The organism is Pedobacter lithocola, from assembly GCF_042650845.1.
GTDB lineage: Bacteria > Bacteroidota > Bacteroidia > Sphingobacteriales > Sphingobacteriaceae > Pedobacter > Pedobacter lithocola.
Map to the genome: position 1 here is coordinate 272,805 of NZ_JBHSBW010000016.1, position 14,452 is coordinate 287,256.

14 protein-coding genes and 2 tRNA genes are annotated in these 14,452 nt (G+C 34.9%); 12 read left to right on the forward strand and 4 right to left on the reverse strand.

Features of this window, described 5'->3' with window-relative positions:
* Positions 1-28 precede the first annotated feature (28 nt).
* A complete protein-coding gene (locus tag ACFOWA_RS19250) occupies positions 29-634 on the reverse strand; it encodes a TetR/AcrR family transcriptional regulator (protein ID WP_378988467.1) in 606 nt (201 codons plus the stop codon).
* 163 nt (positions 635-797) lie between these two features.
* Between ACFOWA_RS19250 and ACFOWA_RS19255 the strand changes: the two genes are divergently transcribed.
* The 4 genes from ACFOWA_RS19255 (at position 798) to ACFOWA_RS19270 (ending at position 3,529) form a co-directional block, all read left to right on the forward strand.
* Positions 798-1,250 (forward strand): sterol desaturase family protein, encoded by a 453-nt coding sequence (locus ACFOWA_RS19255; protein ID WP_378988469.1) that lies wholly within the window; start codon positions 798-800, stop codon positions 1,248-1,250.
* Positions 1,251-1,364: 114 nt separating this feature from the next.
* Complete coding sequence (locus ACFOWA_RS19260) at positions 1,365-1,808, forward strand: hypothetical protein (protein ID WP_378988471.1); 444 nt, start codon at positions 1,365-1,367, stop codon at positions 1,806-1,808.
* Positions 1,809-1,848: 40 nt separating this feature from the next.
* On the forward strand, positions 1,849-2,865 hold the full coding sequence (gene murB / locus ACFOWA_RS19265; protein ID WP_378988473.1) for a UDP-N-acetylmuramate dehydrogenase: 1,017 nt from the start codon (positions 1,849-1,851) through the stop codon (positions 2,863-2,865).
* Between the two features lie 133 nt (positions 2,866-2,998).
* Positions 2,999-3,529, forward strand: a complete 531-nt coding sequence (locus ACFOWA_RS19270) for an RNA polymerase sigma factor (RefSeq protein WP_123207273.1) — start codon at positions 2,999-3,001, stop codon at positions 3,527-3,529.
* 486 nt (positions 3,530-4,015) lie between these two features.
* On the opposite strand, the gene ACFOWA_RS19275 is transcribed toward ACFOWA_RS19270, so the two are convergent.
* Entirely contained in the window at positions 4,016-5,497 is a 1,482-nt protein-coding gene (locus ACFOWA_RS19275) for a phytoene desaturase family protein (protein ID WP_378988474.1), read from the reverse strand.
* Between the two features lie 164 nt (positions 5,498-5,661).
* On the opposite strand from ACFOWA_RS19275, the gene ACFOWA_RS19280 reads away from it, so the two are divergent.
* The 3 genes from ACFOWA_RS19280 (at position 5,662) to ACFOWA_RS19290 (ending at position 8,072) form a co-directional block, all read left to right on the forward strand.
* Positions 5,662-6,192 (forward strand): hypothetical protein, encoded by a 531-nt coding sequence (locus ACFOWA_RS19280; RefSeq protein WP_378988476.1) that lies wholly within the window; start codon positions 5,662-5,664, stop codon positions 6,190-6,192.
* Positions 6,193-6,885: a lycopene cyclase domain-containing protein gene (locus ACFOWA_RS19285; protein ID WP_378988478.1), complete on the forward strand. Its 693-nt coding sequence runs from the start codon at positions 6,193-6,195 to the stop codon at positions 6,883-6,885. It begins immediately after the preceding gene.
* 953 nt (positions 6,886-7,838) lie between these two features.
* Positions 7,839-8,072: a cytochrome b5 domain-containing protein gene (locus ACFOWA_RS19290; protein WP_378988480.1), complete on the forward strand. Its 234-nt coding sequence runs from the start codon at positions 7,839-7,841 to the stop codon at positions 8,070-8,072.
* A gap of 44 nt (positions 8,073-8,116) precedes the next feature.
* On the opposite strand, the gene ACFOWA_RS19295 is transcribed toward ACFOWA_RS19290, so the two are convergent.
* On the reverse strand, positions 8,117-9,040 hold the full coding sequence (locus tag ACFOWA_RS19295) for a PfkB family carbohydrate kinase (protein WP_378988482.1): 924 nt from the start codon (positions 9,038-9,040) through the stop codon (positions 8,117-8,119).
* A gap of 144 nt (positions 9,041-9,184) precedes the next feature.
* On the opposite strand from ACFOWA_RS19295, the gene ACFOWA_RS19300 reads away from it, so the two are divergent.
* Together ACFOWA_RS19300 and ACFOWA_RS19305 are read left to right on the forward strand one after the other, a co-directional pair.
* A tRNA-Asn gene (locus ACFOWA_RS19300) sits at positions 9,185-9,258 on the forward strand.
* Between the two features lie 74 nt (positions 9,259-9,332).
* Positions 9,333-9,406: transfer RNA gene (locus ACFOWA_RS19305), tRNA-Asn, on the forward strand.
* Positions 9,407-9,604: 198 nt separating this feature from the next.
* On the opposite strand, the gene ACFOWA_RS19310 is transcribed toward ACFOWA_RS19305, so the two are convergent.
* The gene (locus tag ACFOWA_RS19310) at positions 9,605-10,381 is read right to left on the reverse strand and encodes a hypothetical protein (protein WP_378988483.1); all 777 of its coding nucleotides are present in this window, start codon (positions 10,379-10,381) and stop codon (positions 9,605-9,607) included.
* Between the two features lie 322 nt (positions 10,382-10,703).
* Here ACFOWA_RS19310 and ACFOWA_RS19315 point away from each other — a divergent pair, with 322 nt between their 5' ends.
* Genes ACFOWA_RS19315 through mobC form a run of 3 tightly spaced genes read left to right on the forward strand, consistent with a single transcriptional unit; the run spans position 10,704 to position 14,317 of the window.
* On the forward strand, positions 10,704-11,108 hold the full coding sequence (locus tag ACFOWA_RS19315; protein WP_378988484.1) for a mobilization protein: 405 nt from the start codon (positions 10,704-10,706) through the stop codon (positions 11,106-11,108).
* Entirely contained in the window at positions 11,093-12,295 is a 1,203-nt protein-coding gene (locus ACFOWA_RS19320; protein WP_378988485.1) for a relaxase/mobilization nuclease domain-containing protein, read from the forward strand. The genes ACFOWA_RS19315 and ACFOWA_RS19320 overlap by 16 nt, the downstream gene beginning before the upstream one ends.
* A gap of 3 nt (positions 12,296-12,298) precedes the next feature.
* Entirely contained in the window at positions 12,299-14,317 is a 2,019-nt protein-coding gene (gene mobC / locus ACFOWA_RS19325) for a conjugal transfer protein MobC (RefSeq protein ID WP_378988486.1), read from the forward strand.
* Positions 14,318-14,452 lie beyond the last annotated feature (135 nt).

The following is a 14,452-nucleotide window of genomic DNA, read 5'->3' on the forward strand; positions in this document are numbered from 1 at the left end:
TTCTCAGTCTTAACGTCAACCTCATTCCTCAACACTTCAACCCTCTAGTAAATATAGAAGATAAGTCTTTCTGCTTTTGGGTCATTTTGTTCACTGCTTTTTTATCGGGTAATAAATCTTTACCAAGTTCTATTATGCACATATTTGTTAAGCCCATTAAACTTTCTAAGTAGAGTTCGGCTACGTGCGACATGTTTTCATGTTTAATTTCACCTTTCTCCTGAGACCTTTCGAAGATTTTTGCGTAAAATGCTTTCTCAGAATTTTTAAGCGATGTAAGTTTTTCTTTTAAAGTTTGGTCAGTAAAAATATCTGGAATTCCTTCCGAAATACGTAGCATAAAGTATTTCATAAAAAAAGAATTGCGAATATCAATAGTTTGAAATAACGTATCTTCTATTGCTGCATCAGGATTATATTTCTTTTTTAATGCATCAAAATAATCGGTAAATACTTTTTCTATTACGCCAACAATAAGACTTCTCTTATCAGGAAAATAATAATAAAGAGATGGCTTTGAAACAGATAAATCTTCGGCAATATCATTCATGGTAGTTTTATTAATACCAAAATGGATAAAGCGTTTTATAGCACCTTCAATAATTTGTTCTCGCTTTTTATCGGCTACAATCATTTTACTTTTCTACTTTCTGACTTTTTTAATATTTTAGTCAAAAATAGATCTAAAAATTCAATTGTTAATCGATTGATTAAAAAACATTTGCATCGTTACAATTTAATGACATTTAAAACGGTTTGCGTTGGTTTATATATCTTTACAAACTAAATTACAAAATTTGTTAGTCATATTAAATATCGGTATTGTATTGTTAACTATAGTTTTTATGGAATGCCTTTCGTGGGCTATTCATAAATATTTGTTTCATGGTGTACTATGGTTTATGCATAAAAGTCACCACGAGCATAACAAATCTTTTTTCGAGTGGAATGATTTGTTTGCATTTCTATTTGCAGGGATTTCTCTATACTTAATGTTTATCGAGAGAGAAGATTTTGGATACAGGTTTTTTATTGGGCTTGGAATAGGTTTATACGGAATTATATATTTTATCATTCACGATTGGTTTGTACACAGAAGGTTTAAAACCTTTAAAAGCAATAACACTTATTTAAAAGCAGTACGAAAAGCCCATAAAGTTCACCATAAAAATATGGGCAAAAAGGATAGTAGGGCTTTTGGGTTACTCTTTGTTAGAAAGAAAATATTAGCTGCTGATAAAGGCGAGTAATTTCAGATGTAACACAATTGCAACTGAATGATCGTTTTTAGATGAAAAGAGCATTCTTTATAATTAATCTATCAGGTAAAAATTTAAATTACATCTCAAATTAATAGTATCACTATGAAAAAACACATCGCATTACTGATTTTAATTTCGGTTATTATTGCATCATGCGTAAAAAAAACCGATAAAGACCGAGCGATAGATTTAGTAGAATCGAAATATGAAAGCAGTACCCAAAAATTAGATTTCGAAAACTCTAGCTTCGATAGTCTTTATAATATTTCTCCCAAAGCCTATGCCGATAGTATAAAAAAGGGTAATGAATTGGATTCTGTTTTGGCTGTTTTAGAAAGTGAAATAGAACATTCTGCCCAAGCAGAGTCAGATAGCGTGGGGAAAATTAGCGCTACACTTACAAAACAAAGATATCGCTTATTAGATTTAGCTAAAGCCAAACCTAAATTTATAGGCTGGAAATTATCGGGGATTAAAATTAAGGGCGACCAATCGGAAACATTGAGCTTTAATTTTGACAAGGCGATAAGTAAGATAACTCCATAATTAATTTTTATTTTACTTTTGTGCACAACACAAAATTGCTATGCTTCAAATTCAACAAAATATTTCCCTTAAACCATTTAACACTTTTGGAATTGATGTAAAGGCGGCATATTTTGCAGAGATATTTAAGGAAGAAGATTTAAAATCTCTATTTCAAAACGACATAACTAAAACGCAGAAGTTGTTAGTTATTGGCGGTGGAAGCAATATCTTATTTATTCAAGATTATAATGGACTTGTTATAAAAATAAGCATCTCTGGTATAAAGTCATTAGCCGAAGGCAATACCGTAAAGGTTACGGCAGGAGCGGGTGTAATTTGGAATGATTTTGTAAACTATTGTGTGGAGCATAACTTTGCTGGCGCTGAAAATTTAAGTTTAATTCCTGGCACAGTTGGTGCATCTCCTGTTCAAAATATTGGAGCTTATGGTGTGGAGCTTAAAGATATTTTTCATAGCTGCAACGCTTTCGAAATCGAAACGGGTAATATTAAAACATTTAATTATGAAGATTGCCAATTCGGTTACCGTGAAAGCATTTTTAAGGGCGAATTAAAAGGTAGGTACATTATTACTTCAGTAACCTTTAGTTTAAAAACGGAAGCCGATGTTAACACATCTTATGGCGCAATAGAAACGGAATTACAAAAAAGAGGAATCGAAAAACCGAATATTGCTGATGTTTCTGCTGCGGTATCGCACATCAGGGTTAGTAAATTGCCCGATCCAACAACCATAGGAAACGCAGGAAGTTTTTTCAAAAACCCGGTTATAGAAAAGTATGAGTTTGCAGATGTGGTTTCTAATCACCCAGACGTAGTTCACTACCCAACAGCAGATGGAAAAGTAAAACTCGCAGCAGGTTGGTTAATAGAACAGTGCGGTTTTAAAGGTAAAGTTGTGGGAAATACGGGTACATGGAAAAATCAAGCTTTAGTTTTAGTAAATCATGGAAACGCATCTGGCACAGAAGTATTCAACTTTTCTGCACAAATTATAGACAGTGTGAAGTCTACTTTTGGAGTCACTTTGGAACGTGAGGTAAATATACTGTGACGAATACGGTGTCGTAGGTAGTTTTACGCTTTTAGCATCGTGCCAAAAATTTTTGGTACTAAGTTTGTTTAGGTTTAATAAGAATAAGACGCAATTTTTTGTTTTTTTAATCTTACCCTAAAGCTAAAACATCATGACCAAATTTGAATTCAACCATCTAGTTAACCACCACTCAGTTTCCCTTAGATCTTACGCTTTAAATTTTACAAAAGATGCTGAAGACGCAAATGATCTTGTTCAAGATACCATGCTTAAGGCAATTACTTACTACAATAAATTTAAAGAAGGTACTAACTTGAAAGGTTGGTTATTCACCATTATGAAAAACACTTTCATTAACAATTACCGTCGTTTGGTTAAAACAAACACATTAATTACGCAAAGTGAAGATATTTCTTCTGCAAACCTTTGTTTTAGTGCAACAAAAAATCAGGCTGAAAGTAAATTTGTATTGGGAGATATTGATAAAGCTTTAGCGCAATTACCACAAGAATACTACGTACCATTTATTCGCTATTTCGAAGGGTTTAAATACCATGAAATAGCAGATATGTTAAATATTCCAATCGGGACCGTTAAAACCCGTATTCACGTAGCTCGCGGTATTCTTAAAAAATATTTAAAAACATATTCTAAAGATATTGCAATTGCAGAAATGGCATAAACATACCTTATAAAAGATGAAAGCCTCGAATTAATTTTCGGGGCTTTTTTTATGCTTAATTTTTATCCGAAGCGGTGCTGTAGTAATTAATAGGTCTCTTTAGTCCCGCTATCCTTCCATTCCGTTTTTGATGAAAAATCGAAAAACGGGAATACCATTCTATCGGGGCTATTTAACCTCGGATAGTAGAAATATTAAAGGTTGTGTGGCCATCGGCAAATTTAATGTATATACATTAATGCTTATATATGTATTCCTGAAAAAGCCAAAAATTAATAATGGATGCAAAAAGCAAAAGGCCTGGAAATAATTCCTGGCCTTTTTGCTTATCGTATATTTGGTTAGTTGATTCTTATGTTTTATTTCAACAATAGTCTTTTTCTCTTATTTCGAAACAAATGCAAACCTTAAATAATAATGCTTTTAAAGGTTGTTTTGCAATGTTTTTGTTTTGTGGTTATAAAGATAAGGGAAATTTTATATTTGTCAAGCTTTTTTTAACTTTTTTTTTATTTCTTTTGCAACCACTTGTCCAGATATGATTGCAGGCGGTACACCAGGTCCTGGAACGGTTAGCTGGCCAGCGTATAAAAGATTAGTTACTTTACTTTTCATACTAGGTTTAAGGAAAGCCGTCTGTTTCAATGTGTTTGCTAATCCGTATGCATTTCCTTTAAAGGCATGGTAATCTTCAACAAAGTCATTCATAGCATAACTTCGTTTAAAAATAATGCTGTCACTTATGTCGTTTCCAGTTAAATCTTTAAAGCGTTTAACAAGTAAGTTAAAGTATTCTTCTCTTTTGCTTTCGCTATCTTCCAAATTGGGTGCAATCGGAATTAAAAAAAACAAGTTTTCGCAACCTTCCGGTGCAACACTTAAATCAGTAACAGAAGGGCAACACGCATAAAACAGTGGTTTAGTTGGCCATTTAGGTTCGGTGTAAATTTCTTCAGCATGTTCATCAAAATTCTCATCGAAGAATAAATTATGATGAAGAATGTTATTTAATTTTTTATCTAAACCAATATAAAACAATAAGCAAGATGGAGCCATTGTTCGGTTATCCCAATATTTCTCATCATACTTCCGAAATGGCTTATCTAAAAGATGCTGTTCTATGTGGTGATAGTCGGCATTGCCAACAACAAAATCTGTTTTAAAATTTCCTTTATTGGTTATAATTTCTTCGGCAATATTATTTTTTACCTCGATTTTAGTTACTTCAGCATTAAATATAAACTTAACGCCTTGCTCTTCCGCAATGTTTTGCATGGCCAAAACGATTTTATGCATGCCACCTATCGGGTACCATGTTCCTAAAACCAAATCAGCGTAGTTCATTAAACTATACAAGGCTGGTGTATTTTGGGACGTGGCACCTAAAAACAATACAGGAAATTCTAATAGTTTTCTTAATTTTTCATTTTTGAAAAGTTGGTGTACATGTTTGCGCATATTTCCAAGCAACTGTAGCTTAATACCGCTTGCTGCAAGCCTGGGGTCGAAATACTCCATAACACTGTGCGATGGTTTGAACACATATTCATTCATCCCAACATCGTATTTGTATTTTGCTTGTGCTAAAAAAGAATCTAAACTTTTACTGCTACCGGGCTCTAAATCTTCGAAAAGTTGATACAAATTTTGCAGTGTAGATGGAACATCCAAAGTGTCATCCTTTCCAAAATAAATGCGATAGGAAGGGTTTAATCGTTTCAGCTGATAAAAATCGGCTGCAGTTTTTCCGAATAATTGGTAATAATTTTCAAAAACATCAGGCATCCAATACCAACTTGGTCCCATATCAAATAAAAAGCCATCCTTCTCCCAGGTTCTGGCTCTTCCACCAGCCATTTCATTTTTTTCGATAACGGTTACATCGAAACCATCTTTAGCCAATAAAGCTGCTGCAGATAAGCCCGCGAAACCTGCTCCAATAACGGTTACTTTTGGTTTTTTATCCATTGCATAAAGAAAGGGATTTTTCGGCAATATTGATTTATGGAAATTAAGATTTTGAATATATTATCTATAAATAGAATTGGCTTAATTCTGTTATATTAATGTTTTATACTATACCTTAACTTCAATTAGTAATCCGCTTCGTTTTATTATCTTTGGCACAACACATGATTAAACTACGATTAATACTAATATTGCTTTTTGCTTCCATAACAATTTGCAAAGCACAACTTTCACCGAAAGAAATTACCGAATTAAAAGCAGATTTAATTAAGGCTGTTGATGATTCAAAACTAACCAATACGTTATGGGATAAATTAAATAAATACCCAAATAAAACTGGTTTAATTACTGCTTATGCCGGCACTCTAGAAGCTTTAAAAGCTAAACATTCGTGGAATCCTTACAATAAAATAAAGTATATAAAGGAGTCGCTGCAAACCATGCAGAAGGCTATTAACTTAGACAAGGAAAATATGGAAATCCGTTTTATGCGTTTCTCTATTGAACACTTTACGCCATCATTTTTAGGTTTTAGTAAAGATTTAGCCGTAGATAAAAAGGAAATTGTTAAGCATTATCAAAACAACAACTTCGGCGTTGCCGATAAGGAATTAATTAAAAATGTAGCAAAGTTTATGATTGATAGTAAGCGATGTACTGCTGATGAGGTTAAGGTTTTAAAGAAATTTATCTAAATGACATATATCTATTTACTTATAAATATTGCCGTAATATTTTTTCCTCTGGTTTTATCTTTCGATAAAAAAGTGCATTTCTTTAGCAAGTGGAAATTTGTTTTACCTGCAATTTTGATTACAGGAGTAGTATTTTTAATTTGGGATTTGCTATTTGTTAAGCTTAATGTATGGTCTTTTAACCCCGATTATGTCGTTGGGATATATTTTTTTGGTTTACCGCTCGAAGAAATACTTTTCTTTTTAACCGTTCCCTACGCCTGCGTTTTTATTTATGAATGTTTAAACGCCTATTTCCCGAAAGATGGCCTGCAGAAATACAGTTTCTCTTTAAGCAATTTGTTTTTAGGGCTATGTGTAGCAATGCTTTTTTTAGGCTACAATAGGTGGTACACCGTCATTAATTTTGGTTTTTTGCTCTTGGTTTTGGCTTATGTAGAATATGTAAATATTCAGTTTAGGTTTATGTTTAAATTTTACCGGGCATATCTTGTTGCGCTAATTCCATTTTATATTGTAAATGGATATTTAACTGCGATTCCTGTTGTAATGTATAATGATAAAGAAAATCTCGGCTTCAGGGTAGGAACCATTCCTTTCGAAGATCATTTCTATTTAATGGCCTTACTTTTAATGAATATTTATTTATACGAATTTTTCAAACGCAAAGCAGTTGTAAAACAAAATGCTTAGTTATTAATAGAAAAGTTAGGGTCTATCATTACAATTGCTTAATGATTTGGAAATGAAAGGTGGGTGGTTCTTGGCAGTTTTCAGTCCTGCTTTACATTTCAAGCCCAATGAAAAATTGGGGCTTTTCATTTCAATCAGGTTTAGGCACAATGTTCTGTGCTATGCAACCATTAAAATGAAATGCGAATTTAGCCATTTAGCCCCGATTGAAACGGCACCCTGCAGCAACGAGGAACGAGGAAGCGAAGCGTAAAAGTGAAAAGCGGGAAGAAGTTAATTGCTTTGCAGAAGCATTGCGCTTCGAAAACGATTAAAATACTTATTTAAAAGTAAATGAGATTGCTTAATGTTTTGGAAATGAAAGGTGGGTGGTTCTTGGCGGTTTTCAGCCCTGCTTTACATTACAAGCCGCTCCCGATAAAAAATCGGTTCGCGGGCTTTTCATTTCAATCAGGTTTAGGCACAATATTCTGTGCTATGCAACCATTAAAATGAAATGCGAATTTAGCCATTTAGCCCCGATTGAAACGTTACTCTGCAGCAACGAGGAACGAGGCAGCGAAGCGTAAAAGTGAAAAGCGGGAAGAAATTAATTGTTTTGCAGCAGCATTGCGCTTCAAAAAACTAGTAAGAATTTGAAACGTTAATAGGCTTTTTAAAAAAATGCTTATTTTTTGGAAATGAAAGGTGGGTGGTTCTTGGCGGTTTTCAGTCCTGCTTTACATTACAAGCCCAATGAAAAATTGGGGCTTTTCATTTCAATCAGGTTTAGGCACAATGTTCTGTGCTATGCAACCATTAAAATGAATGCGAATTTAGCCATTTAGTCCCGATTGAAACGTTAACCTGCAGCAACGAGGAACGAGGAAGCGAAGCGTAAAAGTTAATAGCGGGAAGAAATTAATTTTGTTGCAGAAGCATTGCGCTACGAAAACAATTAAAATATTATTTAGATGGAATTACCAGCTTATACCAAACAACAGCTAGCACTACGAAACGGGCAAGATAAACCTCAAATTTGGGTGGCTTATAAAGGTTTTATTTATGATATGACCGAAAGTAGATTGTGGAGAAACGGGAAGCATTACGAACATTGGGCTGGGCAAGATTTAACTGATGAGCTGCCGGATGCACCACATACCGATGCGGTTTTTGAAAAGTTTGTAGCAATTGGAATAATAAAATAGCTGCAGATTAGCGGTTTTTCTAAAATCTGCAGCTGTTAAATGTATTATTCAACTTCTATTGTAAATGCACTAAGTTTAATAAATTCCTGAATTCTTGCTGAAACTTCTTCGGCAGTTAAGTTTAATAATTTTTCTGTTCCAAATTTTTCTACACAGAAAGAGGCCAATGCCGAACCATAAATAATGGCATTTTTCATATTGTGGAAGTTAACATCTCCTACTTTAGCCATGTAGCCAATAAAACCACCTGCGAAACTATCGCCAGCGCCAGTTGGGTCAAAAACATCAGCCAAAGGTAAAGCTGGTGCAGAAAAAATTTGATCTTCGTGAAATAGCAATGCACCATGCTCGCCTTTTTTGATAATTAGGTATTTCGGGCCCATAGCAAGGATTTTTCTTGCAGCTTTAACCAAAGAATATTCTCCAGATAATTGACGTGCTTCAGCATCGTTAATGGTTAATACATCTACCAGCTTTATGGTTTCTAATAAATCGTCCATCATAATGTCCATCCAAAAGTTCATGGTGTCCATTACAATTAGTTTCGGGCGTTTTTGAAGTCTTTTAATTACCGTTTGCTGCACTTGCGGTGTAAGATTACCTAGCATTAAATATTCGCAATCTTGGTAACTCTCTGGAATAATTGGGTCGAAATTTTCTAATACATTTAATTCTGTAATTAAAGTATCGCGACTGTTCATATCGTTATGGTATTTTCCCGACCAGAAGAATGATTTTTCGCCTGCTTTTATTTGCAGTCCTTCTGTATCAATTCCATGCTCTGTGAAGATATCAATATCTGCCTGATGGAAATCATCGCCTACTACAGCTACTATTTTAGTCTTGTTATAAAAGTACGAGGCAGCCAAACTAGCGTAGGTTGCAGCGCCACCAACTATTTTATCTGTTTTTCCGAAAGGAGTTTCAATAGCATCAAAAGCTACAGTACCTATGATTATCAGGCTCATATATATTAATTTGAATTTTTTTTAAAATATTTTACTGCAAATATTGCATAAATAATTTAAAAGCCCTAATATTGCATTCCCAAAACGAACAAGGGTATTTGCGCTGCAAAGCATTAATAACCTCGTTTTAGGAATAACCAGTACTCCTTCTTAGCTCAGCTGGTTAGAGCATCTGACTGTTAATCAGAGGGTCGCTGGTTCGAGCCCAGCAGAGGGAGCAAAAATCCTCACAGCAATGTGGGGATTTTTTATGAAGTACTTTTTAAAATAAAATTTTAGTAACCAGGAATATTCCTTCTTAGCTCAGCTGGTTAGAGCATCTGACTGTTAATCAGAGGGTCGCTGGTTCGAGCCCAGCAGAGGGAGCTCACAATCAGTGAGTTAGCCCCACTCCGTCCGAGTGGGGCTTTTTATTTGCACACGATTTGCACACGAAATTTAGCCGAAAAAGGAGTGATTTTTTTCCCACAACGATACTTTGAGTTAAGTTTTAGCCCAAATTATGTAATTAATGAAGGTTGTTAAAGATGTGTTTTTTGAAAGATATGCATTGATTGTACAACATTAAAGGCGGCTGAATTTTTCAATCCACTCCTCAATAGCCCTTTTGGTATTGTAATGTAGGCTTTCTATCTCTACCTTTTTTAGACTTTCTAAATAATAACTTTTAATCCAGATGTATTTTTCAAATATACTTTGGTCGGCATATAGATTGTTTTTAATCATATCATAAACATCCTTAACCGTTCTGTGAATTTTACCATCATCAAGAATTTCGCTATAATTTATAAAAATTGCATCGTCTTTGATAAGAGATGTTCCGCTGTTCTTGTAAATTAAATTTTCGTCTTTATTCAATGTTTTTATAAAAATTGTTCTGTCTTCACCTAACAAAGCAACAATAGAAGGATCCACAATTACTCTTGGATAGATAGCTTGACTTTCGAGTTTATAGGCTTTGATGTAGCCTTTTCCTACAAGAATGTTATTAGTGTTGTCGAAAAAAACAGGTCCATACGCCAAAGCCCCTCTTAGCAATATCTTCTTTTGCAACAGTCTTAATTGTATTTTTTTAATCGTTTGGATGATTTGTTTTAGTCCAAAAGCACCATCAGGTGAAACAATAATTATCGAATCGCTGATGGAAAGAAAATCTATTTTCGAGTTTGTCTCTTTTAATCCTCTCAAAATATCATTCACATGAAAAAAGTATCTATCTAATTGTTCCAGATTATTTTGGGATACTAAATTGCTAAAACCCATAACATCCAAGAACGCAACAAATTGATTATCGATTTTTTCAGGCAATATTTTATGGATGTACTGGTATTTCTTTTCCATTGAATTGATTTGAACCACCAATTTATAAATAAAATAATGAAATTTCTTTTAAAGGTTATAACCCTACACCTTGTCCATAGCAAAGAATTTTCAAAAGCAAATTTGTATCATAGTCTTCATCAATATGGCTCGAAGGAATGATTTTCAACAATTCTATTTAAAACTATATAAATGAAGAATTTCAAGTTAATAAAAAACAAATACAGGTAAATTCCGGCAAACTCGGGTTTGCAGCAAGATGTACCAATGCATGCGCATTGGCATCTTGCCGTCCTTGAGGCCGGAGAATTACTCGGAACTCGTAATTCTAAAAGTGTATCAAATGGCGAAGAAAAAGATCAGCGAAGATGAACTGTTAAAGCACAATTTAATCATTAGGGTAAATGATAGCATGTACCTAAAATTGACTAAGCTGCTTGCCGAAAGTGATTGCCAAACACTTGCAGAAGTTGCTAGAAAAGTACTGGCTGGTCAAAAGATCAACTGCTTTTATAAGGATATTAGCATGAATGCCCCAATGGAAGAAATGGCACTGATCCGTAAGGAACTTAAAGCAATCGGTGTAAATATCAATCAGCAAACCAGATACTTCAATGCCTGTAAATCAACAGCAGAAAAGAATTATCATTCTGATCAGACTGTGGCGCTCTATCTTAAAGTTGAAGTAAAAGTCGAGAGGCTTTTTGACCTTATTTCTAACCTTGCTCAGAGATGGTTGCAAAAATAAGATATGGCAAATCTATTAGGGGAATTTTGATCTATAATGAAACCAAGGTGGAGCAGCAAAAAGCAAACCTTATCATGGCTAGCGGATTTGCAGTAGATATAGAACGCTTAAACATTAACCAGAAAATCCAGCGGTTTAAAAACCTCACCGATCTAAATCCGACTGTTAAAACCAACGCTATGCACATATCTCTTAATTTCGACGCTTCCGACAAATTGGACTTGCAAAAAGTTCAGCAGATTGCATTGGACTATATGGAGCAAATTAGATTCGGCGAACAGCCCTACATAGTCTATCAGCATAACGACTCAGCACACCCACATATACATATTGCCACTACTCTTATTCAGCAAAATGGCAAACGTAAATACACCCACAATATGGGGAGACTGATGTCCGAGCCAGCAAGGAAGGAAATTGAGCTAAAATATGGCCTAATCAAAGCAGAAGGGAGAAACCAGAACCATAGCATAAACATTAAGCCTGCGATTTATGGACAGCGGTCAACTAAACAGGTTATCAACTCCATAGTGCTATCGGTAAGGGAAAACTATGCTTTCACTTCCCTATCCGAGTTCAATGCAATACTTGGGCAATTTAATGTCAGGGCAGATCGTGGACGGGAGGATACGATGATGTTCGAAAAAAAGGGGCTAATGTATTCAATACTGGATGAAAATAGAAATCCAATCGGGGTGCCGATAAAGGCGAGCAGTTTTTACAGCCAACCTACACTTACCAATTTGGAAAAGGATTTTTCATTAGGTATAGAAAAGAGAAAACCTAAGAGAGAAAATTTAAAGAAACGGATAGACTGGATTTTGTTAAAATACAATACAGTATCCAAAAACACTTTGATTTCCGAGCTTGCCAAACAAGGGATTGGGCTTGTGTTTCGGCAGAATGAAAAAGGAATAATTTATGGTGTTACCTATGTTGACCATAAACAAAGGACAGTATTCAACGGTAGCGACCTTGGTAAAGCGTACAGCGCTAAGACCATAACCAGCAAGTTTGCGAATAAAGATGAGATCAAAGCCTATCTCTTACCAAAACCTGAAACTAATTTTCTGCGAAACCAAATTTCTAATCCGTTAGAAATTCTATTAGAAAAAAGGGATTATGATGTCCCAATTCTAATTGACAAGAAGAAGAAAAAGAAAAAATCACAACAACAAAATCTTTAAAATATGAATACAGGTGAGGACATTCAAGGACTGAGAAAAATCATAGATTTTACAAGGCTTATCAGTTTATTTATTCTATCTATACATTTTTATTTATGCTGCTATCAGGCATTTGCACATTGGGGATTTACAGCAAGTATTTCTGATCGAATAATAGAAAATATTTCGAGGACTGGGCTTTTCACGGGCATCTGGCGGGCGAAGTTAGCCTGTTTATTACTGCTATCCATTTCACTCCTAGGGGTGAAAGGTAAGAAAGATGAAAAGATCGAGGTTAGAAGTATAATTGCTTTCCTACTCACTGGACTTTTGGTTTATTTTATTGCAGTGCTGGTATTTTATATCCCAGCTGGCTCTATTGTTATTGCCATTTGCTACATCGTTCTCACTTCTCTAGGATACATGCTGGTACTTACAGGGGGAGGACAGTTGAGCAGGCTAATCAAGGAAAAGCTGAAAAAGGATATTTTCAACGAGGAGAACGAAACCTTTCCACAAGAAGAGCGTTTGCTTGAAAATGAATATTCCATCAATCTACCAGCAAAATATCTATTGGGAAAGCAGCTAAGAAATAGCTATATCAATGTTATTAATCCTTTTAGGGGTTTATTGATAGCTGGAACACCTGGTGCAGGAAAAAGTTATTTTGTTATTCGACATATTATTGATCAGCACATTAAAAAAGGGTTTGCAATGTTCCTTTATGACTTCAAGTTTGATGATCTTAGCAAACTGGCATACAATAAGCTCTTAAAATACGCAAAGAATTATCCAATCAAACCTAAGTTCTTTGTTATCAATTTTGATGACCTTAACCGAACCCATAGATGTAATCCCTTGCACCCTGAAAGTATGGAGGATATTACTGATGCCACCGAAGCCTCACGTACCATCATGATGGGATTAAATAGAGACTGGATCAAAAAGCAGGGAGACTTTTTTGTAGAGTCGCCCATCAATTTTCTAACAGCCTGTATATGGTACTTAAGAAAATATGAAGATGGTAAATATTGCACATTGCCCCATGTGATTGAGCTCATGCAATCTGACTATGACCAGCTTTTTGCAGTTTTGGAAACCGAAGATGAAATTAAGGTATTAATGAATCCATTTATTTCTGCATATCAAAGGGATGCGATGCCACAGCTTGAGGGGCAAATCGCTTCTGCAAAAATAGGTCTTGCAAGATTAGCCTCACCACAACTCTATTATGTGTTGAGTGGAAATGATTTCACATTAGATATAAATAATCCTAGTGAACCAAAAATTATCTGTGTGGGTAACAATCCTCAAAAGCTGCAAGTTTATGGTGCGGTGCTTTCGCTTTATATTTCTACGATGATAAAGCTTGTGAATAGAAAGGGACAGTTAAAAAGCAGTTTAATCTTTGATGAGTTTCCAACCATTTATTTTAATAACATGGATAGCTTAATCGCTACAGCGAGAAGCAATAAAGTTTCTACAGCTTTGGCCGTTCAGGATTTTAGCCAGCTTAAAAAGGATTATGGTGCAGAACAAGCGGATGTAATTACAGGAATTGTGGGCAATGTAATCAGTGGACAAGTTACAAATTCTACGGCTAAGACCCTATCGGAGAATTTCGGCAAGATTTCTCAGCAGAAGGACAGCATGAGCATTAATAGTTCCGATACTTCGATTACCAAGGCAACACAGATGGATTACGCAATACCTGCAAGTAAAATTGCAACCCTTTCCTCTGGAGAATTTGTTGGGGTTGTGGCTGATAATCCTGAACAGAAGATTAAGCTCAAAATGTTTCATTGTGAGATACAGAACGATCACAAGGCCATTGCCAAAGAAGAAGCAGACTATCTTGATATTCCAACGATTAAAAATGTTTCCGCAGAGGATGTAACTGAAAACTATAATCGGATAAAGGAAGAAATTGCTGATTTATTAATCGAAGAACTAAAAAAATTACCCCCACTCCAAACCACTCCAGAAAAAGCCACTAAGCCAAAAGGACATCCGCCAACAAAAGAACAAGCAGTTTCATTTTGAAGATTTAAGGTCAAGACTATCATATGTTTCGCCAGCAACATTCTTGAATTATAATGGATCTACAAAACATTTTGCAAAATAGAATTGGGTATTGACATTAAAATTTTTTATTTCTATAATTGTGTATGCTTATTG

What these genes read in the sequence shown, in the direction of transcription:
- ACFOWA_RS19275 (WP_378988474.1), bottom strand. Translation starts at nt 5,497, where the DNA reads ATGGATAAAAAACCAAAAGTAACCGTTATTGGAGCAGGTTTCGCGGGC.
- ACFOWA_RS19270 (WP_123207273.1), top strand. Translation starts at nt 2,999, where the DNA reads ATGACCAAATTTGAATTCAACCATCTAGTTAACCACCACTCAGTTTCC.
- ACFOWA_RS19285 (WP_378988478.1), top strand. Translation starts at nt 6,193, where the DNA reads ATGACATATATCTATTTACTTATAAATATTGCCGTAATATTTTTTCCT.
- ACFOWA_RS19295 (WP_378988482.1), bottom strand. Translation starts at nt 9,040, where the DNA reads ATGAGCCTGATAATCATAGGTACTGTAGCTTTTGATGCTATTGAAACT.
- murB (WP_378988473.1), top strand. Translation starts at nt 1,849, where the DNA reads ATGCTTCAAATTCAACAAAATATTTCCCTTAAACCATTTAACACTTTT.
- ACFOWA_RS19250 (WP_378988467.1), bottom strand. Translation starts at nt 634, where the DNA reads ATGATTGTAGCCGATAAAAAGCGAGAACAAATTATTGAAGGTGCTATA.
- ACFOWA_RS19320 (WP_378988485.1), top strand. Translation starts at nt 11,093, where the DNA reads ATGGTTGCAAAAATAAGATATGGCAAATCTATTAGGGGAATTTTGATC.
- ACFOWA_RS19315 (WP_378988484.1), top strand. Translation starts at nt 10,704, where the DNA reads ATGGCGAAGAAAAAGATCAGCGAAGATGAACTGTTAAAGCACAATTTA.
- ACFOWA_RS19260 (WP_378988471.1), top strand. Translation starts at nt 1,365, where the DNA reads ATGAAAAAACACATCGCATTACTGATTTTAATTTCGGTTATTATTGCA.
- ACFOWA_RS19310 (WP_378988483.1), bottom strand. Translation starts at nt 10,381, where the DNA reads ATGGAAAAGAAATACCAGTACATCCATAAAATATTGCCTGAAAAAATC.
- ACFOWA_RS19280 (WP_378988476.1), top strand. Translation starts at nt 5,662, where the DNA reads ATGATTAAACTACGATTAATACTAATATTGCTTTTTGCTTCCATAACA.
- ACFOWA_RS19290 (WP_378988480.1), top strand. Translation starts at nt 7,839, where the DNA reads ATGGAATTACCAGCTTATACCAAACAACAGCTAGCACTACGAAACGGG.
- mobC (WP_378988486.1), top strand. Translation starts at nt 12,299, where the DNA reads ATGAATACAGGTGAGGACATTCAAGGACTGAGAAAAATCATAGATTTT.